We start from the raw sequence: 20,465 nt of genomic DNA on the forward strand, positions 1-20,465 counted from the left end.
TCGACTCCCGTCCGTGCCCTGTGCTGTGTGCGCAAGGTTCTGATCAAGGTCCGTGCCCGAGCCTAGCCGCAGGTGCCCGTGCGAGACCCCTGTGATCCGCCGCGGTTCCCGGCACCCCTCCAGCTCTGTTCCGGCTCTGTTCCGGCAGGGTGCCGCGGAACGGGCCGTGGATGACGTGACATTCGCCATGTTGTTCGACCTTTGGCGCCAATGAACCGCATGCTCGATATTTCCGTCTTCACGGACGATCGCAGTGATCAACACCGATCAATGCTGGTCAGAACCTTTAACCCCTGAATATCCGAAGGCACTCCAGCATGCTGTCGTCCGGGTCCCGCCGCCCTGCCCTGCTGTCCCGTCGTGGCCTGACGGCGACCCTGATCCTGGCCCCGCTCGTGGGCTTCGCCTACCTGGCCGGTACCGAGAGGGCCAGCTCCGACGCCCAGGAGGCGCCGATCCAGCCGGCCCGCCCCACGGGCGCGTCCGTGATGCAGATCCTGTCCCACCCGGACGACGACCTTTTCTTCATGAACCCGGACACCAGCCACTCGGTCGGCTCCGGTCGCAGCATCACCTCGGTGTACCTCACGGCGGGCGAGTCCGACGGCGTCAACGCCGCGAGCAAGGGCCCGCTGGCTCCCCGGAAGCGGCCCGCCGCGAACCGGGCCCGCTATGCGGAGGCCCGCCAGAACGGCATCCGCGCCGCCTACGCGGAGATGGCCACCGGCTCCCGCACCAGCCCCTGGCAGCGCACCACGATCCCCACCGCCGGCGGCGGCAGCGCCGAGCTGGACACCCTCAGGGCCCGGCCCGAGGTGAATCTGGTGTGGGTGCAACTGCACGAGGCGGGCTCCATAGTCGGCGACCGGCCGGACAGCCTGCACGGCCTGTGGGACGGCCGGGTGGAACGCCTCGGCTCGCAGCTCGCCTCCAGTACGCCGGTCGAAGAGGACTTCACGTACACCAAGGGGCAGGTCGTCGACACGATCGCCGGGCTGCTGGAGCGGTTCGGCCCCACCCACGTCCGGACGCTCGACCCGACGCCGGGCCGCAATGCCAGGACGGGCAAGCCCTCGGACCACCAGGACCACACGTACGGGGCCCGGTTCGCACAGGCCGCGCTCGCGCAGTACGCCCAGTCGCCCGGCCGCCCGAGGTTCAGCGTCCAGAACTACATGGGCTACGTCACCGGCGGACTGCCGCACACCCTCGACCCGGCCGGCGCCGAGGCCAAGCTGCGCACCCTGAAGACGTACGCCTGGCTGGACAACGACAACTACTGCGGCGACAAGGCCGGCTGCGGCGACCGCAAGGTGGCCGCCCGCCCCGCCGGGCACGGCTGGGCACAGTCCATCCGCTACACCCGCGGCGAGTCCACGTCCTGGCTCCAGCCGGACAGGGACGGCGGGCTCTGGGCGTTCTCGGTGCTCGACAACCGGCTCGCCGTCTGGCACCGGGAGGCCGGGGCGAAGGGCGAGTGGAGCGGTCCGACACTGCTGGCCGGCACCGGGATCGACAGCGGGGTCAGCTCGGTGAGGCTGCCCGACGGGCGGATCGCCGTGTTCGCCACCCGTACGACCATCGGCCGCGGCCCCGACGGCTACCGCAGGGACGTCGTCACCGCGGTGCAGCGCACGCCCGACGGCCTGTTCGGGCCGTGGCGCTCGCTGGGCACCCCCGAGCGCGGTGACGCCTCCGCGTCCTCCGACATCAGCGCTCCGGCAGTGGCCGCGGACAGCGCCGGCCGGATGACGGTCTATCTGCGCAACGGCCGCCACTCGCTCAGCGCCATCGCCCAGCGGTCGGACGGCTCCTGGGGCCGGTGGAGGGCGCTGGGCGGCCGTGATCTGCACGGCGACCCGGTCGTCGCGTCGGACGCGACGGGCCGCCGGCAGGTGTTCGCCGGTACGCCGCGATCGGTGCTCACCTGGCACCAGCCGACGCCGGGCGCGCCGCTGAGCGGCCCGGCCGACACGGGGCTGCCGCCGACCACGCTCGCCCTGAGCGCGGGCACGGACGGCGACGGAATACGGCTCTGGTTCCGCAAGCCCGACTCGGGCGCGGTCCGCACGGTCCTGTTCACCGATGGGCACGCCTCCCCCCTCCGGGAGCTGGGCGGCCCGGCCGGCTTCGGCCCGGTCAGCGCCTCGGGCCCGGACAACTCGCTGCTCGCCGCCCGCTCCCGTACCGGCATGCCGGGCACGGCGGTGGTCGCTCCGGGCGCGCCCGGAAGCGCGGGCAGGTCGGCGCAGACGCCCGGGCCGGTCACCTGGCGGGCGGGCGGTTCGCTGTTCGCCGGTGCGCCCGCGGGCGTACGGACCGGGGCGGGCGCCGGGCAGATCTCCGCGTCGAGCACCGGGCTGGCCGCCGTGGGCCTGGACGGCCGCCTGTACTGGGCGCAGCCGGACGGCCGCGGTTCCGTCACCGCCTGGCATCCGGTGGGCTGATCCCGACCGATGAGTACCGGCGCCCGGCGCGGTCAACACATTCGGTGGCCCCGAATGCGAGAGGACCGCGCCATGCCGCAGAACACATCGCAGAACACCCCACAGAACAAACCACAGCACAACCCACAGAACAAACCACAGCTCAAACCGTCGGCCGAGCTCGACGCCCGGTACAGCGATGCGAAGGCCGAAGCAGTCGGCTGGTCCGAGGCGGTCACCCGCCTGGAGGCCGCGAAGGTCTTCTGGCTGTCGACCGTACGACCCGAGGGGCGTCCGCACGTCACCCCGCTGATCGCCGTCTGGCAGGACGGCGGGCTGCACTTCTGCACCGGCGCCGACGAGCGCAAGGCCAAGAACCTCCGCGACAATCAGGAGGTGATCCTCACCACCGGCGCCGACAGCCTGACCGAAGGCTGCGACCTGGTGCTCGAGGGCGAGGCCGTACGAGTGACGGACGGGACGCGGCTGCGCGCCCTCGCCGGCGCGTACGTCGAAAAGTACGGTCCGGAGTGGACCTTCGACGTCCGCGACGGGGTCTTCGTGGGCGACGGCGGCGAGGCACTGGTTTTCCGGGTGGCCCCGCGCACGGCGTTCGGCTTCGCCAAGGATCCGTACGGCCAGACCCGCTGGCAGTTCACCCAGTGAAGGGAACACCATCGATGGAAATGACGCTCGAAGTCGTCTTCCTCCCGGTCACGGACCTGGACCGGGCAAAGAAGTTCTACGAGGAAACGTGCGGCTTCAAGGTCGACACCGACACACAGATCACGGATACGGCCCGCATCATCCAGCTGACCCCGCCCGGCTCCCGCTGCTCGATCGCCTTCGGCAGCGGTCTGCCTCCCGCGCCCGGCCAGAAGGAACCGGAGCCCGGCTCGACCCAGGGCCTCCAGCTGTGCGTGACGGACATCGAAGCGGCCCACGCCGCCCTCACCGCCCGCGGCCTGAACATCAGCAAGGTCCAGCATCTCGGCGCGACAGGGTGGGAGGACGGGCGCGGGGAGACCTGGAACGCGTTCATGTACTTCAACGATCCCGACGGCAACGGCTGGGTGGTCCAGGAGGCACCGGCACCGCTCTCCCAACGCTGAGCACCGAGTTCTCCCGCACGGGAGTTCAGGTGCGCCGAAGCACCAGGGACGTCTGCGGCCGGAAGGAGAAACGCCGGTAGAACGCTGCGTTCTCCGGTTCGGTGGTGAGCGCGACGTAGCACTCGGGCGAGGCATTCCGCTCCAGCCACAGGCTGAGCCGGTCGACCACTTCGGTGCCGATACCCCGGGACTGGTACGCGGGCAGTACGACGACGTCCTGAACATAGAAATAGAGACCGTCACCGATGATCCGCCCCATCCCCACCGCTCGCATTCCGATATCGGCGCAGACGGCATAGCGGGTGGCACCAAGTGCCGCGGCAACGTATGGCTCTTCAGCGGTGTCCCAGCCGACCGCTGCCCTGATTCCGCGGAATTCCTCAACGGTCGGTGTGCGTTCCGCGTACGTCACCGTGTCCACGCGGTACCCCTCGTCCCCCGGGATCTTTTTCCTGCTGGTGGGGCAGCCGGTCGAAAGCCTTGGCCGCCGACTCGGCCTGCCCTAGCATGAACTATGGCAGACGTTCTGGACGGGCGGGGGCCTATGGATCCGCTGTCAATATCCTCGATCTTGAGCGCCCTTGTCAGCGGCGTGGACGCCATCAACGTGCCGATGCCTGCCCAGGGTGGGAAGTGACCGGGGGCGCCTCCGGCGGTACGCCATCGCCTGCCACCAACGCCCTCGCAGGCAACGCGTCGACCGTCATCCAGGCAGGCACCGTCATGGGCGGTGTCCATATGCAGGGGACCGGCGGCTTCGCCCTGCCCCGCCCCCGTCAGGTCCCCATGACCGTATCCCGCTTCGTCAACAGAGCGAGTGAATTACGGGAGTTGAACGAGTTCGCCAAGGATACGGCTCCCGGCTCCGCCGCCTCCCGCATTCTCGTCATCTGCGGATCACCGGGAATCGGCAAGACGGCCCTCGCCATCTGGTGGGCGTGCACGTACAAGGGCGGATTTGCCGACGGCGTGCTCTACGCCGACATGCACGGATACGACTCCGTGAGCCCGGCGAGGGCCGGTGAAGTCCTCGAATCGTTTCTCCGCGCCCTGGGCGTCTCGGCACACGAACTGCCCACCACTCTCGACCATCAGATCGGCCTCTACAGAACGCTCATGGCACATCGGCGCTGCCTGGTACTGATCGACAATGCCGATTCGGCCGAAGCGGTACGCCCCCTGCTCGGAGTGGCCGAGAACCTCACCCTGATCACCAGCAGAAGCAGGCTGTCGGGATTAGTGGTGCGCGAGGGAGCACAGCGCATGACTCTGGACACTCTGAGCCCGAGCGAGGCATTCGCCCTGCTCTCGAGAATCATCGGCGGCGAGCGGGTCCAGCACGAACCCGAGGCGGCAGCGGAAATCGCGAGGCTGTGTGCGTATCTCCCGCTCGCCCTGCGTGTCAGCGCCGAGCGGATCTCCCGGGATCGGCACATGCTGCTGATCCACGCCGTGGAGGAGCTGTCGGCACAGGGGGAGCGGCTGGACGCACTGGCCACCGAGGACGACGAGTCGACCGCCGTACGCGCCGTCTTCTCCTGGTCCTACTTCCGCCTCGCGGAGTCGGAAGCCCGGATCTTCCGCACGCTCGGGCTGATGCCCGGCCGGGACATGGATCTCGACTGCGTGGCAGCCGTGACCGGAAGCAGCCGGCGCGAGGCGCGGCTCGCACTGACCGCGCTCGCCAATCTGCACATGATCGAAGAGGCTGGACGTCATCGCTACTCCTTCCATGACCTCTTGCGCGCCTACGCCGTCGACCAGGCGGGGATCGAGGATCCTGTGGAAATGCGGCAGCAGACCCTGTTCAAGATGATCAACTGGTACACCGCTTCGGCCGCGGCGGCGGACCGGTTCATCTCCCCCGGCTTCACCGCACGGCAGCCCACGGACGACACGGATCAGCCCCGGCGCTCGTTCGTGTCCTTCGACGACGCCCTCGGCTGGTTCGAGACCGAGCGGGCGAACCTCCTCGAAGTGGTCCGCAAGGCCAAGGACGCCGGCCGGTTCACCGCGGCCGCCGACATCGCGATCTTCATGTGGGGGTACTTCAACACCTCCAAGTACTGGGCCGACTGGATCGCCTGCACGGAGATCGGCACCGAGGCGGCCCACGCCGGACAGGACGCCGACGCCGAGGCATGGCTGCTGACCAGTCGCGGGACCGCTCTGCGTAATCTGCGCCGTTTCGAGGAGGCGAAGTCGTGCCACCTGCGCGCCGTCGAGTTGTTCGATCAGGCGGACAGCCCCGTGGGCACCGGGTACGCGCGCCAGAACCTTGCGGTCGTCGCCACCGACGAGCGTGACTTCCCCAGCGCGCTCGAGCAGTTCACCCTGGCCCTGTCCGCCTTCCGGCGTGATGCACAGGGACTGCGGGGCCAGGCCGTCGCCCTCAACTCGATGGCCATCACCCTGCACGACGTGGAGGACTTCGGCGCGGCGATCGAGCACGCCCAGCAGGCGCTCGAGATCTGCCGCCGGCTCAGCGACCTGCAGGGCGAGGCGTTCTCGCTGCACAGCCTGGGGCGGACCACGTGCGCTCTCGGGGCGCTGCCGGAGTCCATCGAGTACTACGAGCAGGCCCTCGCCCTGCGCACCAGGGCCAAGGACCGCCACGGCGAGGCGCTCACCCGCAGCGCGCTCGGCGATGTCCATCGGCAACTGGGCGACGAACCGAGCGCACGAGAGCAATGGCACTGCGCCTTCGAGATCCTGAGCACTCTGGAGGCTCCGGAGGCGCGGGAGGTACAGCACAAGCTCGACAACGGCACAGCCTGATCATTCTCCGGATGCCACGCCGCCACCTCCCTCGCGGGGGTGAGACAGGAGCAGGAAGTGAAACCTGTACTCCGTGCCGAGCAGGTAAGCCACGCCGTCGCGGCGCTTCTCAGGCCGGAGGAGGTGACGGGCGCTCGACTGCCGGCCGACGAGGCGGCCGGGCAGCTCGACCGGTGGCGGAGCCGACTGCCCCCGGCCTCCTTGTCACTGCCCGGCGGCGGGATGGACAACTGCCCCGCAGCCTGCAGCCGGCCCGAAGCCGCGGACACCGGCTTCGAGATCTGGCTGGAGCTGGTCGAAGAGTGCAATCTCGACTGCCTGTTCTGCTACAATCCCTGGCGCGGGAGGTCCACTCCCGCTGATGGTGCGGCCCGCACCCTCCCGCTGCAGCGCACAGTGGAGGTGCTCGGCATCATCTGCGACACGGTGAGCGTCAGCCATCTCACCGTCTCCGGCGGCGAGCCGCTGATGTATCCGGATCTGCCGTCGCTGGTGTCGCGGATCTCCCCCGCCATCCCCTCCATCGGCATCACGACCAACGGGCGCAGCGGCACGCGCACGAGGCTGGAGGCGCTCAAGAGCTCGGGAGTGGGCCGGCTCAGTGTCCCCGTGCACTCCCACAGTCCGCTGACGCACGACCACCTGGCGAACGGCCGCTCCTGGCACGCGGCGGTCCGCTGTCTGGCGCTGGCTCAGGAGACGGGCTACCAGACGACCATGAGTGCCGTGGTGACCGGCACCAACGGGACCCATGTACCCCGGGTGGCGGAGATCGCGCTGCTGCTCGGCATCCCCCGGCTCGTACTCAACTGCTTCCACAGCACCGGGCAGGGGCTTGCGCACGATCGCAGGTTGGCGCTGCCCGCAGGGCGCTTCGGCGACATCGTACGAGACATCAGGGACACCTTCGGCGACCGGCTGGAGATCACGGTGGGCTCTCCGGAGGAACACGCCGCTTCCGACGCGCCGATGGCTCCCGCTCAGGGCGGGGTGAGCCGGGTGAGCCGTCTGGTGCTGTCGCCCCAGGGGGAGATCAAGTTCTGCAACCAGTCGGAGACCGGCCTGCTCAACGTGCTCGAATGCGGGGACTCGAGGCTGCGTGCCCTCCTCGATGAGCTGGCGGCGGGCCAGTACGACAGGGCGCTCGCGTCGATCGACAACTGCACCTGTCGCGCGGCTCCAGTAGTATCGAAGGCCGTTTGAATCGTGAACCGGGTTGCGGTGCGTCGACATGACCTCACTGACGAGGAGTTGGCATTCCCTGGCGGCCAGGTGGCAGGGGGCCGGTCACGCACGAAGGGGGAAGTGTGTCGTTCGAGGCCGAGTGGGCTCAGCTCAAGGTCAACGCCCAGGCTCAGCAGTCCACAAGCATGCAGCTCAATCAGGTACCGGCCGACCCAGGTGGCGGATCGGGCCCTGCAGGCGGCGCGCCGGGAGCGAACGGGACACTTCACGCCAACGCCACATCCATCAACGGAAGTTCGCACCTGCTGATCGAGATCGCGGGATTTCTCCACGAGGGCAGGCCGGACGGCGACTTGTGCACCATGGCCAGGAAACCCAGAGCGCACGCTGATGTCGCCGCACAGGTCGATCGTTTCGCTCGCTTCGCCGATGACCAGTTCCTCGACACGGTTGCCTTCTTCGCGGCCCTTGCCACGAACCTCAAGTCCGCGGGAAACGACGTCGTGACGGTCGATGACGCCAACGCACGGAGGTTCCTGGAAAGCGTTCTTCAGTACGGCGAGTACGTCGCTCCGGAGGCGAAGAAGTGAGCGAGCTGAGCCACCGGAAGGACGTCGAGTTCCTCGAGGACTGCAATCCTGCGCTCGTCGAACGGAACGCGGATGAGTTCAAGCGGATCCGCGACATGCTGGTGGAGGTCGAGCAGCCCGCCAAACGGGCGGAGACGCGTACGGAATGGCACAGCGAGGGAAGTAAGCACTACGAAGCCCGAGTCGGCGAGGCCCACGATCTTCTGGTGAATCTCGCCGAGGGTTACAACAAGGCCAGTAGTGCACTGCGCAGTTACTCCTACGCACTCGTGACCGCCAAACGTCACTACTCCGACGGAAAGACGTCCGAGAGGTCGCTGGCCACCCTGATCGCCACCAAGGGCACCGCGATCACCCGCGAGGCGCAGGACGCGGAACCCATGCGTCAGTGGGAGGACATGAGAGGAACCACGGGAGTCCTCGACTGGCTCGCAGAATCCACGATGGACATCGACGACATCAAGGAGGAGGCGAACCGGCTGCACGACGATGCCGGCAGCGACTTCCACCTGGCCAAAACCACGGAGAAGGAAGCGCGCGACACCTGCGTCCGCGGCCTCAAGGAGGCCTACGACCTGCTGCCCGAGTTCCGCCTGGGATTCATCGAGCGCGTCGACATCCACGAGGCCATCGCCGCCATGCAGCGAGAGGCCACAGAGGCTCGGGGCAACCCGCTCACTCGGCTGCCCGGCAGCGGCCCGAAGCAGGACTTCGACGCCCGCGTCGGGGACACCGCCGTTTCGCCTGCGCTCCGCAACATCCGGATGCAGGTGGCCGGCCTTCCGGCGGCGAAGGACAACTACTGGGATCCGCCGTCGTCGGACCAGGAGCGGGCGGAGTGGATCGCGGCGAACAAGGAGATCATCCAGGCCGCGGCGAAGAACTCGGGCCTGCCCGCGGACATGGTCGCGGGGATAGCCTGGTCGGAGATCGCCGGCCAGCCCGGATACTCGGACGACATCGTCGACACGATCCGCGAGCAGGCCGATGCCCCATGGGGGCTGAGTCCCATCGCGCCGGAGAACCTCCCCTCGCGTCTCGGCGGAAAGCCCGACGAAACGTCCTTCGGCCCGATCGCGATTCAGATACGGCGCGGTGCCGAAGTTCTCGGCTACGATCCGGAGAATCTCACCACGGCGCAACGGTCGGTCGTGGAGGAATCCCTTCAGGACCCGGCGCAGAACATCTTCATCGCCTCCGAGTACTTGGCGCAGCTGAAGGCCGAGAGTGAGTTCGCGAAGGTTCCGGCGGAACAGATGACACCCGATCAGTACAAGGAACTGGCGGCCCGTTACAACGGTGGACCGTACTGGGCAGGGCCGGACGCCCAGCGATACGGCGAGAGGTTCGGCGGTCACCTCCCGCACGCAAGGGATGCGCTGGGATGATCGACCACTCCGAAACCGAGCAGACCGACGACCGTGGCTGCCTGCGCTGGGTCGTGGGCATCCCTCTCGTGATCCTCTACGTGCTCGCGGCCGGCCTCTGCTACACCGCGCTGACCATCCGCCCCACGGGACCCTGGGACGATGGCGCCTACGCCGGAATCATCTCCTCGTGCCTCCTCGCCATCGCCGTCAGCACCGTCGCGCTGCTCATCACGGTCGTCCCGTCGTCCGTGAGGCTCGCGATGGGCCGATGGTGGCTCGCCCCGCCCCTGATCCTGGCTGCGGTTGCCACGCTCCGCTGGATCTTCGTCCCCTGACGAGCTCGTGAGCGCTCAGCTCACCCGCTCGGCCAGAAAGTCCTCCCAGGTCCGCTTGCCCACAGCGGTCCCCTCGAAGGACAGGTTCTCGCCTGCCCGGTACGCACGGCCGGCCTTTCCGGGCATGCGGACCGGCATCATCAGCCGGCGCTTGCCGCGCACCTTCAGGTATGCGCGGCTCAGATCGGCCATCCCGTACACCTTCGGCCCGGCAAGGTCGGGCACCAGGCCGGCCGGCTCGCCGAGCGTCAGTTCCACGAGCCGGGCCGCCACCTCACGCGCATCGACGGGCTGGAACCGGAGTCCACCGGGGACCGGTATCACCGGCAGCTTCGCCATCGTCTGCACCACGTTCAGGGCCAGGTCATGGAACTGGGCGGCGCGCAGTGTGGTCCAGGGCAGGCCGGAGTCGGCGATGGCCCGCTCGGCGCCGAGCTTGGACGTGAACCAGCCGAGGGGGACGGTGTCCGCCCCGATGGCCGAGATGTACACCAGGTGCCGCACCCCTGCTCGCGACGCGGCCCGCACCAGGTTCCGGGTCGCCTCGTCATCGCCCTTGGGGCCACCCGCGAGGTGCAAGACGATGTCGACCCCGTCCACCGCGGCCTCGATCCCCTCGCCCTTGAGCAAGTCACCGGCCACGTACTCGATGCCGTCCGCGGACTCACGGCTGTGCCGGCTGAGGACCCGCACGTCGCGGCCGGCCGCCCGCAGCAGGGGGACGATGTGTCCCCCCAGCGTGCCCGTGCCGCCGGTGACCAGGATGGGAGACGTCATGGCTACTCCGAAACTCGTACGGTCCGGGAGTCGGCCTCCCGGTACCTTCAGCGGGGTTTGTGGATCTACTGCTATGACCCCCGGCGACGAAGGAATGTGACACGGTGGACGAACGCGCAGGACTGGCAGAGCGGTTCGAGGAACATCGACCCCATCTGCGAGCGGTGGCGTACCGGATGCTCGGCTCGGTGAGTGAGGCCGATGACGCCGTTCAGGACGCCTGGATACGACTCAGTCGCGCCGACACCGCCGGCGTGGAGAACCTCGGTGGATGGCTGACAACAGTGGTGGCGCGCGTGTGCCTGAACATGCTGCGCTCGCGCGAGCATCGGCGCGAGGAGCCTCTCGAGGTGTATGTGCCCGACCCGATCATCAGCCCCGAGTCCGGGGCCGACCCCGAGCAGGAAATGCTGCTGGCCGACTCGGTCGGGCTGGCGCTGCTGGTGGTGCTCGAGACGCTTTCGCCGGCCGAGCGGCTTGCCTTCGTGCTGCACGACATGTTCGCCGTGCCCTTCGACGAGATCGCCCCGATGATCGAGCGGTCCCCGGCTGCGACGAGGCAACTCGCGAGCCGCGCACGCCGCCGCGTGCAGGGACAGGCTCCGGCTCCCGAACCTGATCTCACGCGCCAGCGTGAGGTCGTCGACGCCTTCTTCGCCGCCGCTCGCGACGGCGACTTCGACGGGCTCGTCGCTGTGCTGGACCCCGACGTCGTGCTGCGGTCCGACGGTGGGCTCGCGCGCCCGCGCCAGACGGTGGTGATCTCCGGCGCACGGACCGTGGCCGGGCAGGCGATCACCTTCGGACAGCTCTCCCCGTTCGCACGGCCGGCACTGATCAACGGAGCCGCCGGAGTCGTGGTCGCCGCCGACGGACGACCGTTGTCCGTCATGGGCTTCACCGTCGCAGACGGGAAGATCCTCGCCATCGACGTGCTGGCTGATCCCGAACGGCTGCACAAGCTCGACCTCACGGTCCTCGACCACTGACATCAGCCCCCTGGACCGAATCCGGCACGAAGGCCGCCGTCGGCCGCGCCCCCACCATCGCCGACGGCGGCCACCTCGGCACCAGCTCTCGGGTCCGAAACCGGGCCGTTGGGTGATCAACAGGGATCAGTGGCGTCTTATGGACATCTCCACAGGAAGCGCTTGCCCCGCGCTCACGGCCCCCGAGAGACTCGTTGGCATGCCCGCCGCAAGAGCGCGGGTATCAGCTCGACCAGTTGGGGGAGACACGCATGGCGTTACACAAGCTGACCGCGTCCCTGTTCGCGGTCATGGCACTCATCGCCGCAGCGGTAATCGGACTCACCGGCACGGCCTCCGCCGCGACGGCCGACAACGGCCACCAGAGCTTCGCCGCCCAGGCGAAGCAGGCGGGACTGACCAGCACCGAGGCGAAGCAACTGCAGTCGAAGGTCGACGGCTACCTCGCCACCCAGGGCGGCAAGCAGGTCGCCGCCAACAAGATCGAACTGGCGGGCAAGGGCGAGATCGTCGTCTCCCTGCCCGGAGAGCGCTACGCCCGCGACCTGACCAGCGCGGCGGGCACCAGGGCCGCCTGTCCGTACGAGAACTTCTGTATGTGGACCGGCACCGGCTTCACCGGTACGCAGTACAACCTCTGGCAGTGCCAGACCTACGCCCTGTCGAACTGGAACGGCCCCGGATCCTGGAGCAACAACCAGACCCCGGGCACCAGGGCCAGGTTCCTGGACCGTTACCGGAACACCATCTACACGACGCCCGGCGCGTACGCCAACAACGGCAACTACAACTGGGCCCCGGTCTGGTACGTCGTCCCGTGCTAGCACTTCCCGCGTAGCACTTCCCGCGTAGCACTTCCCGCGTAGCACTTGCCGGGCAGCAGTCCCGGGGCACTCCGGGGCAGCACTCCCGTAAGACGGCTCCGGGCCGGCGGCGGACAGCCACCGGCCCGGACGCCATTCACCGGCGCCTCCAGCAGCGGCAGGTTCTTCCGCAGCTCGAAAGCCGTGACCTCGCCGCGGTACTCCTCCCGCCCCCCGCTACCCGAGGACTCGCCCAGTGAGATGGCCTGGAAGACCGGGGCGCGCGAGCGCCGTCCGACGAGCGTGGGTCGCTGACGGCATGGGTCAGGGCGAGCTGTATAGGGTCGTGGCAACCGTCCTTCTCGGCGAGGCACACACGCCCGCCCGCATCGGACGGACTTTCCCGGCAGGCCGTAAGTCCAGACGTGACCGATCATCAGGAGTGCTGCCGTGCGCCCCAGAGAGACATCATCTGCGCCCGGCAGCCTCGGCTGGAACCGTGAGACGGCGACGCTGGCGCTCCTGTCCTTCGCCATGCTGATCGTTTCGCTCGACCAGTACATCGTGGTCGTGGCACTCCCCGACATCGCACGCGACCTCGGCTATTCCGCGCAGACGCTCCAGTCGGTCATCAGCGCCTATGCAGTGGTCTCGGCCGGCTTCCTGCTGTTCGGCGGGCGTGCCGCCGACCTTCTCGGACGACGCCGCATCCTGGCCACCGGCCTCGCGCTCTATGCCGGGGCAGCGCTCGTGGGAGGACTCGCGACCGGCCCCGGAACGCTCCTCGCCGCCCGCGCATTCCAAGGTCTCGGCGGAGCCCTCGTCTTCCCCACCACGCTGGCACTCATCAACACCACCTTCGCCGAAGGCCGCGCCCGCAACCGCGCATTGGGAGTCTGGGGAGGGTCGGGCGCGGCGGGACTCGTCATCGGTGTGCTGCTCGGCGGTCTTCTGACGCAGGCGTTCGGCTGGGAAGCGGTCTTCCTCGTCAACGTGGCCCTGGCCTGCCCTGCGCTGCTGCTCGCGTTCGTATTGATCCCCCGGGACCGTGAACGCGAAAAAGGCCGCACGTTCGACCTGCCCGGTGCGCTCAGCGTCACTCTCGGTGTCACGCTCATCGTGTTCGCCCTCGTGCAAGGCCCCGGACTGGGCTGGCTTTCGCCGGGCATCCTGGTGAGCGCGGCGGCGGGCCTGCTGCTGCTCGGAGCTTTCGTCATCATCGAGCGGCGCAGCGACGACCCACTCATGCCACCCGGGCTGCTCTCCAACCCCAACCTGATCACGGGCGTCGTCATCGCGTTCATGTTCATGGCGACCTTCGGCTCCGTGCTCTACTTCCTGTCCCTCTACTTCCAGGAAATTCTGGGCTACGACGCTTTGCAGACCGGCGTCGGCTTCCTCATCCCCACGGCAGTGGTGGTGGCCGGTTCGACGACCGCGGGTCAGCTCGTGACGCGGTTCGGTCTCAGGCGCACGCTGGCAGCGGCCCTCGCCGTCGGTGCGCTCGGTGCGGTCGCACTCGGCCTCACGATCTCGCCGGACGGCACATACATCGAGCTCGTCCCCGGCCTCGTGGCGCTCAGCATCGGCGACGGGGTGGTCTTCACCACCATGTTCATCGCCGCCGCCACCGGAGTCTCCGACCGGCAACAAGGCACCGCCTCCGGCATTGCCTCCACCGGCTCGGGCGCGGGCGCGGCTGTCGGCCTCGCCCTCCTCGTCCTCGTAGCGACTGCCGGCCTCGACGGCCTCTCCGGTGAACAGCTTCGCGTCGCCACCGCCGACGGGATCAGCACCACGCTCTTCGTCGTGGCGGGCGGAATCGTGCTGACCTTCCTCGTCGCCCTGCACCGGTGCCCGACACCGCCCGAAGGGGAACAACCCGCCCCCGTGCCGTACCAGACCCGTCGCTGCTGACGGCAGCCAGAACCTGCCTGGACGAGAAAGGCGGCTCGCAGCGAGGCTCTCGCGCGCAGGCCGCAGGCCGCAGGCCCGGTGCGCCGGACGGCGCGCAGACGGCCCGGGCGAATGAGACGGCTCCGGGCCGGCGGCGGACAGCCACCGGCCCGGACGCCATTCACCGGCGCCTCCAGCAGCGGCAGGTTCTTCCGCAGCTCGAAAGCCGTGACCTCGTTGCGGTACTCCTCCCACTCCCGCTGCTGGTTGCGCAGGAAGTCATGCCCCCCCTCGGCCCATCAGGCAGGTCACCCTCCACCCCGCCCCAACGGGCATCCAAACGGCCGTCATTGGCCGTTGCCGGTGACCGCCGGCCACCCTCCGACGGTCCAGCGACGGCCCGGCTCAAAACCTCATCCGACGGCGCCGGAGGACAAGCTCGGCTGCCAGCCCACCGCCGTCACCAGCCAGAGGATCCAAGCCCGGCGACCGGTCGGGGCGGATCCGCTCGGCCTGCCCCGCCGCTGCCCCACCGATATCCTGAAATCGACATCGGGGGCTTCCTTTCATGGAGGGCAGCACGATGAACTGGCATCGCAGTCTCATGCTCCTCGCCGCCCCGCTCTTCGCCTCCTCGGTCGCCCTCACCCCCGCCCTCGCGGCCCCGGTCGCATCGGCGGGGGCGGGCGCTGCGTCGGCGGCCCGCCCCGCCCTCTTCTGCGAGCTGGTTCCGAGCGAGTCCGGCGAGCCGGACGGGGACACCACGTACGACCTCCTGCTGAGCGGGTTCGCGCCGCGCCAGTCGGTCAAGATCGAAGGGCCGCGGACGAACTTCCAGGCCCGGGTGGACGACCAGGGCAAGTCCGACGAGAAGGACGTCCGCTACGGCAAGTACAGCGTCAGCTACAAGGAGAGCGGAGCGAAGCAGGGCAAGCGCATCGGGTGCGTCACACCGCCCCGGGAGAAGCCGGGCGGCGGCAAGCAGAAGGTGAAGGTCACCAAGGTCGAGGTCATCACCCTCACCAAGCCGGGCACCGTGGTCGACTGCACCAAGCCGAACAAGGTGGAATTCGACGGCAAGATCACCGGCGTGGGGAAGGGAGACGTCGACTACCACTGGACGTTCGCGTCCAGCGCCGACCCCGTCGACGCGGGCAAAGTCACGTTCACCCTCGGCACCACGCAGAGCCACTCCATCCTCAGGGTGGTCGAGGTGCCGCGGGCCGGGAACCCAACCAATTCACTGAGCGTGTTCACGACCCTGCACGTCCCGTCGCAGAACCTGAGCGCCCGGAGCGAGCAGGTGCAGCTCACGTGCGCGAAGCCTTGAACCTGCCCGCCTACCGCGGTCAGGCTGCGGCGGACAAGAGGGAGGTCATCACCCGACGCGCCGTCGCCGCGCCGCGCCCCCCGGGCGGCCCACTGCGGGAGCCGACCCCGCAGCACTCCGGGCCGACGGGCAGTGACCCCTTCGGCCCGGAAGGGTGAAGCGCGCGGTAGGGCTCTGACCTGTGCTTACAGCACCGGCAGGTTCTTCCGCAGCTCGAAGGCCGTGACCTCGCTGCGGTACTCCTCCCACTCCTGCTTCTTGTTGCGCAGGAAGAAGTCGAAGACATGCTCGCCCAGCGTCTCGGCCACCAGCTCACTGCGCTCCATCAGCGAGATCGCCTCGCCCAGGTTCTGCGGCAGCGGCTCGATGCCCATCGCGCGGCGCTCGGCGTCCGAGAGTGCCCACACGTCGTCGTCCGCGCCGGCCGGGAGTTCGTAGCCCTCCTCGATGCCCTTGAGGCCCGCCGCCAGCAGCACGGCGTACGTGAGGTAGGGGTTGGCGCCGGAGTCGATGGAGCGGACCTCGACGCGGGCCGAGCCGGTCTTGCCCGGCTTGTACATCGGGACGCGGATGAGCGCGGAGCGGTTGTTGTGGCCCCAGCAGATGTACGAAGGGGCTTCGCCGCCCGCGCCCGCGCTGCGGGCCGAGCCGCCCCAGATGCGCTTGTAGGAGTTGACCCACTGGTTGGTGACGGCCGAGATCTCCGCCGCGTGCGTGAGCAGGCCCGCGATGAAGGAGCGGCCGACCTTGGAGAGCTGGTACTCGGCGCCCGACTCGTAGAAGGCGTTCCGGTCGCCCTCGAAGAGCGAGAGGTGGGTGTGCATACCGGAGCCGGGGAACTCGCTGAACGGCTTCGGCATGAACGTGGCCTGGACGCCCTGTTCCAGCGCGACCTGCTTCATGACCAGGCGGAAGGTCATGATGTTGTCGGCGGTGGAGAGCGCGTCCGCGTACCGCAGGTCGATCTCCTGCTGGCCCGGCGCGCCCTCGTGGTGGCTGAACTCCACCGAGATGCCCATGGATTCGAGCATCGTGATCGCCTGGCGGCGGAAGTCCATGCCGACGTTCTGCGGGGTGTGGTCGAAGTAGCCGGAGTTGTCGGCCGGGGTCGGCCGGGTGCCGTCGAGCGGCTTGTTCTTCAGCAGGAAGAACTCGATCTCCGGGTGCGTGTAGAAGGTGAAGCCCAGGTCAGAGGTCTTGGCGAGGATCCGCTTCAGCACATAGCGCGGGTCCGCGAAGGACGGGGAGCCGTCGGGCATCAGGATGTCGCAGAACATCCGCGCCGTGCCGGGGGCCTCGGCACGCCAGGGCAGGATCTGGAAGGTACTCGGGTCCGGCTTGGCGATCATGTCGGACTCGTAGACCCGCGCGAAGCCCTCGATCGCGGACCCGTCGAAGCCGATGCCCTCGTCGAAGGCCTGCTCGAGCTCGGCGGGAGCCACCGCGACCGACTTCAGGAAGCCGAGCACATCGGTGAACCACAGGCGCACGAAGCGGATGTCGCGCTCCTCGAGCGTGCGGAGCACGAATTCCTGCTGCTTATCCATTTCCACCCAATCCTTGCTGGTCAAGCCGCCTGCTCCACACGAGCATCCCACCACAGAGTTTCAGGCGCGTTGCGAAACCGCCGCTGAGCCCATTGTGGGTCAGGGGCTACCCCGAGACGACCCTGAGTCCCCCTCAATCCACCCCGACATGTGTCAGGATTCTTTGACACATATCGAGGGGTGCGTCAGCCTGAACTGACAGATACGACGGAAGGGGGCCGCGATGGGCGAGGTCCCAGCCTCGGAGCCGACGGGCGACGAGTTGCTGAAGGTCCTCACGGCCCTCGGCAATCCGCACCGGATGCGGATCGTCGAGGCACTGCTCGAGGGCCGCAACTACGTCAGCAAGCTCGCCCGCGACCTCGGCATCGGCCGCCCGCTGCTGCATATGCATCTGCAGCGACTGGAGGCGGCCGGGCTGGTCGCCGGGAAGCTGGAGCTGTCGCAGGGCGGCAAGGCGATGAAGTACTTCGAGCTCACGCCCTTCTGCTTCGCGCTGACTCCCGAGGTCGTCGCGGCAGCGGCTCGGACGCTCAGCGGGGACGCGAAAGAGAAAGAGAAAGACACGATGAAGGAGACGTCTCAATGAACGCGGAATGGGTGGGAGCGGTCGGAGCCGGCGGGTTCTTTCTCCTCCTCATCGTGATCGTCTGGCAGATCGCCGCGACCTGGCGGGCCCGCATGCTCGCCGCCCGCGAGGAGCAGTACCGGCAACTCTCCGCGAAGTACGCGCAGTTGCTGGAGGACAACGTCGAGCTGCACCGGCGCACCCTCGAGGAGCTGACACAGACCCGCACCTCCCTCACCTCGATGGAGAAGATGATGCGCGAGATCGACTAGCGCCACCGCCGGCACCCATCCGCCGGCACCCCCCGCGCGCACAACCGGCGCCACCGCACGCACAGGCGGTCGGCCCGCACGCACAAGCGGTACGGCCGGGAGCGGTAACTCCCGACCGTACGCATGGAGATCTCATCCAGGCACCACCACCCGTACGCCACGGCAGGTCGGCAAACCATCACGCCGTGGTGCGGGTCCCGTGCGCCCCGAACTCCACACACAGGAGATTACTCATGAAAGCGCTGCTCAAGCGCCTGGCCAGTGCGCCCGGCGGCAGTCGCACCAAATGGTTCGTCCTCGTCGGCTGGCTGATCCTCGCCGCCGCGCTCGGCCCGCTCGCCGGGAAGCTCGGCGAGGTCGAGGAGTCAGGACCGAACGCCTTTCTGCCGCGCGCCGCCGAATCCGCGCAGGTCAACACGGAGCTGGAGAAGTTCCGTACGGGCACGGACGCGGACGCTCTGATGCCGGTCGTCATCGTCTACAGCAGTGACCGTGCGGTCGGCCAGGACGCACGGGCCAAGGCCGCGGCGGACCGGACGGCCTTTGCTCCGCACGCCGCCGAGGGCCGGCGGATCGCGCCGGCCGTCCCGTCCGAGGACGGCAAGGCCCTGATGCTCGTCGTCCCGCTCTCCTCCGAGGAGGGGATCAGCGACAGAGTCGGGGAGATCCGGGACATCGCGGGCGCCCACGCCCCGCCCGGACTGGACATCGAGGTCGGCGGCCCCGCCGGGTCGCTGGTCGACCAGATCGCCGTCTTCAGCACCCTCGACTCCACCCTCATGATCGCCACCGGACTGGTGGTGGCCGTACTGCTGCTGATCACCTACCGCAGCCCGATCCTGTGGCTGTTCCCGCTGCTGTCCGTCGGCTTCGCCGCGGTCCTCACCCAGGTCGGCACGTATCTGCTGGCCAAGCACGCCGGCCTGCCCGTCGACCCGCAGAGCGCGGGCATCCTGATGGTGCTCGTCTTCGGTGTCGGAACGGACTACGCCCTGCTGCTCATCGCCCGCTACCGCGAGGAGCTGCACCGCCACGAGGACCGGCACACGGCGATGAAGCTCGCGCTGCGCCGCTCGGGACCGGCGATCCTCGCCTCGGCCGGCACCATCGCCGTCGGCCTCGCCTGCCTCTCCCTCGCCGACATCAACTCCTCGCGCTCCATGGGCCTGGTGGGCGCGGTCGGTGTGATCTGCGGTTTCCTCGCGATGATCACGATCCTGCCGGCGCTGCTCGTCATCGCGGGCCGCTGGGTCTTCTGGCCCTTCGTGCCGCGTTTCACGGTGACATCGGCGGCTGACTCCACGGGCCCGCTGCCCAGGACCACCACTGTGTGGGCCCGGATCGGATCGGCCGTCGCCCGGCGGCCGCGCTGGTCCTGGATGATGTCCGTCGCCGTCACCGGCGTACTCGCGCTCAGCGCGATCGGCATCAACATGGGCCTGCAGCAGTCGGAGATGTTCCAGGACAAGCCCGAGTCGGTGCGCGCCCAGGAGCGGATCTCGGCGCACTATCCGTCGGGCGCCTCCGACCCCGCGAAGATCGTCACCCGTGCCGACCGGACCACCGAGGTCGAAGCCGCCGTGTCCGGTGTGCCCGGTGTCGCCCGGGTCGAGGACGGCGAACGCACCCGGGACGGGCGGCTGGCCACGCTCTCCGTCGTACTGAAGGACGCCCCGGACAGCCGGGCCGCCAAGGACACCGTCGACCGGCTGCGCGACGCGGTCCGTACGGTCGAGGGCGCGGACGCCCTGGTGGGCGGCACCACCGCACAGACTCTCGACACCCAGCGGGCCGCCGACCGCGATCTGAGGACCGTCATCCCGGTCGTCCTGCTCGTGGTCCTGCTGGTGCTGATCTGGCTGCTGCGGGCGATCGTCGCCCCGGTGCTGCTGCTGGCCACGGTCGTGCTCTCGTACTTCGCTGCGCTCGGCGCCTCGAACCTCCTGTTCGAGCACGTCCTCGGCCATGCCGGAGTCGACTGGTCGATCCCGCTGATGGGCTTCGTCTTCCTGGTCGCCCTCGGCATCGACTACAACATCTTCCTGATGCACCGGGTCAGGGAGGAGGCCGTCCGGCTGGGCCACGCACGCGGTGTGCTGGAGGGCCTGACGACCACCGGCGGCGTCATCACCAGCGCGGGCATCGTGCTCGCCGCGACGTTCGCGGTCTTCGCCGGGCTGCCACTGGTGACCATGGCGCAGATGGGGGTGCTCGTCGGCATCGGCGTCCTGCTGGACACGTTCCTGGTGCGTACGGTCCTGGTGCCGGCCCTCGCCCTCGATCTGGGCCGCTGGTTCTGGTGGCCGGGACGGCTCTTCCGGGCGGGCACGGAAGACGCAGGCACGGCAGGCACGGCGGGCTCGGTGGGCTCGGTGGGCTCGGCGGGCTCGGCGGGCACGGAAGACGCAGGCACGGCAGGCGCGCCGCAGCGGGGCACGGCTCCGTCGCCCTCCGAGCAGGAACCGGCGCCCGAGCGCGTCTGATCCG

General features: G+C 69.0%; 19 protein-coding genes. 16 read left to right on the forward strand and 3 right to left on the reverse strand.

The genetic code is table 11. The features are described 5' to 3' along the window. The first annotated feature begins 317 nt into the window (after positions 1–317). From OG883_RS22600 to OG883_RS22610, 3 genes are all read left to right on the forward strand, one after another. Positions 318–2,447, forward strand: a complete 2,130-nt coding sequence (locus OG883_RS22600) for a PIG-L family deacetylase (protein WP_266543760.1) — start codon at positions 318–320, stop codon at positions 2,445–2,447. A 72-nt stretch (positions 2,448–2,519) separates the two neighbouring features. Next, entirely contained in the window at positions 2,520–3,092 is a 573-nt protein-coding gene (locus OG883_RS22605; protein WP_266543763.1) for a pyridoxamine 5'-phosphate oxidase family protein, read from the forward strand. Positions 3,093–3,106: 14 nt separating this feature from the next. Further along, positions 3,107–3,538, forward strand: coding sequence for a VOC family protein (locus OG883_RS22610; RefSeq protein WP_266543766.1), 432 nt, complete (start codon positions 3,107–3,109; stop codon positions 3,536–3,538). A gap of 25 nt (positions 3,539–3,563) precedes the next feature. Here the strand turns inward: OG883_RS22610 and OG883_RS22615 are convergent, their stop codons facing one another. Then, positions 3,564–3,959, reverse strand: coding sequence for a GNAT family N-acetyltransferase (locus OG883_RS22615; RefSeq protein WP_266543768.1), 396 nt, complete (start codon positions 3,957–3,959; stop codon positions 3,564–3,566). Between the two features lie 212 nt (positions 3,960–4,171). On the opposite strand from OG883_RS22615, the gene OG883_RS22620 reads away from it, so the two are divergent. From OG883_RS22620 to OG883_RS22640, 5 genes are all read left to right on the forward strand, one after another. Further along, the gene (locus OG883_RS22620; protein ID WP_266543770.1) at positions 4,172–6,316 is read left to right on the forward strand and encodes a tetratricopeptide repeat protein; all 2,145 of its coding nucleotides are present in this window, start codon (positions 4,172–4,174) and stop codon (positions 6,314–6,316) included. Between the two features lie 57 nt (positions 6,317–6,373). After that, complete coding sequence (locus OG883_RS22625) at positions 6,374–7,519, forward strand: radical SAM protein (RefSeq protein ID WP_266543772.1); 1,146 nt, start codon at positions 6,374–6,376, stop codon at positions 7,517–7,519. 104 nt (positions 7,520–7,623) lie between these two features. After that, positions 7,624–8,091, forward strand: coding sequence for a hypothetical protein (locus tag OG883_RS22630; RefSeq protein WP_266543774.1), 468 nt, complete (start codon positions 7,624–7,626; stop codon positions 8,089–8,091). Continuing rightward, entirely contained in the window at positions 8,088–9,479 is a 1,392-nt protein-coding gene (locus tag OG883_RS22635) for a hypothetical protein (RefSeq protein WP_266543776.1), read from the forward strand. Before OG883_RS22630 ends, OG883_RS22635 begins: the two co-directional genes overlap by 4 nt. Beyond that, positions 9,476–9,796 (forward strand): hypothetical protein, encoded by a 321-nt coding sequence (locus tag OG883_RS22640; protein ID WP_266543780.1) that lies wholly within the window; start codon positions 9,476–9,478, stop codon positions 9,794–9,796. Before OG883_RS22635 ends, OG883_RS22640 begins: the two co-directional genes overlap by 4 nt. Before the next feature lie 15 nt (positions 9,797–9,811). Here OG883_RS22640 and OG883_RS22645 read toward each other — a convergent pair whose 3' ends face one another. Further along, positions 9,812–10,573, reverse strand: a complete 762-nt coding sequence (locus tag OG883_RS22645; protein ID WP_266543791.1) for an SDR family oxidoreductase — start codon at positions 10,571–10,573, stop codon at positions 9,812–9,814. Positions 10,574–10,677: 104 nt separating this feature from the next. On the opposite strand from OG883_RS22645, the gene sigJ reads away from it, so the two are divergent. From sigJ to OG883_RS22670, 5 genes are all read left to right on the forward strand, one after another. Continuing rightward, the gene (sigJ, locus tag OG883_RS22650; protein ID WP_266543795.1) at positions 10,678–11,562 is read left to right on the forward strand and encodes an RNA polymerase sigma factor SigJ; all 885 of its coding nucleotides are present in this window, start codon (positions 10,678–10,680) and stop codon (positions 11,560–11,562) included. 251 nt (positions 11,563–11,813) lie between these two features. Beyond that, a complete protein-coding gene (locus OG883_RS22655; RefSeq protein WP_266543797.1) occupies positions 11,814–12,386 on the forward strand; it encodes a hypothetical protein in 573 nt (190 codons plus the stop codon). A gap of 429 nt (positions 12,387–12,815) precedes the next feature. Continuing rightward, a complete protein-coding gene (locus OG883_RS22660; protein ID WP_266543800.1) occupies positions 12,816–14,282 on the forward strand; it encodes an MFS transporter in 1,467 nt (488 codons plus the stop codon). 562 nt (positions 14,283–14,844) lie between these two features. Then, on the forward strand, positions 14,845–15,591 hold the full coding sequence (locus OG883_RS22665) for a hypothetical protein (RefSeq protein WP_266543808.1): 747 nt from the start codon (positions 14,845–14,847) through the stop codon (positions 15,589–15,591). Next, positions 15,576–15,749 (forward strand): hypothetical protein, encoded by a 174-nt coding sequence (locus tag OG883_RS22670; RefSeq protein ID WP_266543811.1) that lies wholly within the window; start codon positions 15,576–15,578, stop codon positions 15,747–15,749. The genes OG883_RS22665 and OG883_RS22670 overlap by 16 nt, the downstream gene beginning before the upstream one ends. Positions 15,750–15,776: 27 nt before the next feature. Here OG883_RS22670 and glnA read toward each other — a convergent pair whose 3' ends face one another. Next, the gene (gene glnA / locus OG883_RS22675) at positions 15,777–17,138 is read right to left on the reverse strand and encodes a type I glutamate--ammonia ligase (protein ID WP_266543814.1); all 1,362 of its coding nucleotides are present in this window, start codon (positions 17,136–17,138) and stop codon (positions 15,777–15,779) included. A 223-nt stretch (positions 17,139–17,361) separates the two neighbouring features. Here glnA and OG883_RS22680 point away from each other — a divergent pair, with 223 nt between their 5' ends. The 3 genes from OG883_RS22680 to OG883_RS22690 all read left to right on the forward strand — a co-directional run bounded on the left by OG883_RS22680 (position 17,362) and on the right by OG883_RS22690 (position 20,461). Continuing rightward, positions 17,362–17,727: a winged helix-turn-helix domain-containing protein gene (locus OG883_RS22680; RefSeq protein ID WP_266543816.1), complete on the forward strand. Its 366-nt coding sequence runs from the start codon at positions 17,362–17,364 to the stop codon at positions 17,725–17,727. Further along, positions 17,724–17,978 (forward strand): hypothetical protein, encoded by a 255-nt coding sequence (locus tag OG883_RS22685; protein ID WP_266543819.1) that lies wholly within the window; start codon positions 17,724–17,726, stop codon positions 17,976–17,978. The genes OG883_RS22680 and OG883_RS22685 overlap by 4 nt, the downstream gene beginning before the upstream one ends. A 233-nt stretch (positions 17,979–18,211) precedes the next feature. Further along, on the forward strand, positions 18,212–20,461 hold the full coding sequence (locus OG883_RS22690; protein ID WP_266543821.1) for an MMPL family transporter: 2,250 nt from the start codon (positions 18,212–18,214) through the stop codon (positions 20,459–20,461). Positions 20,462–20,465 lie beyond the last annotated feature (4 nt).

Origin of the sequence: Streptomyces sp. NBC_01142 (assembly GCF_026341125.1) — a bacterium.
GTDB lineage: Bacteria > Actinomycetota > Actinomycetes > Streptomycetales > Streptomycetaceae > Streptomyces.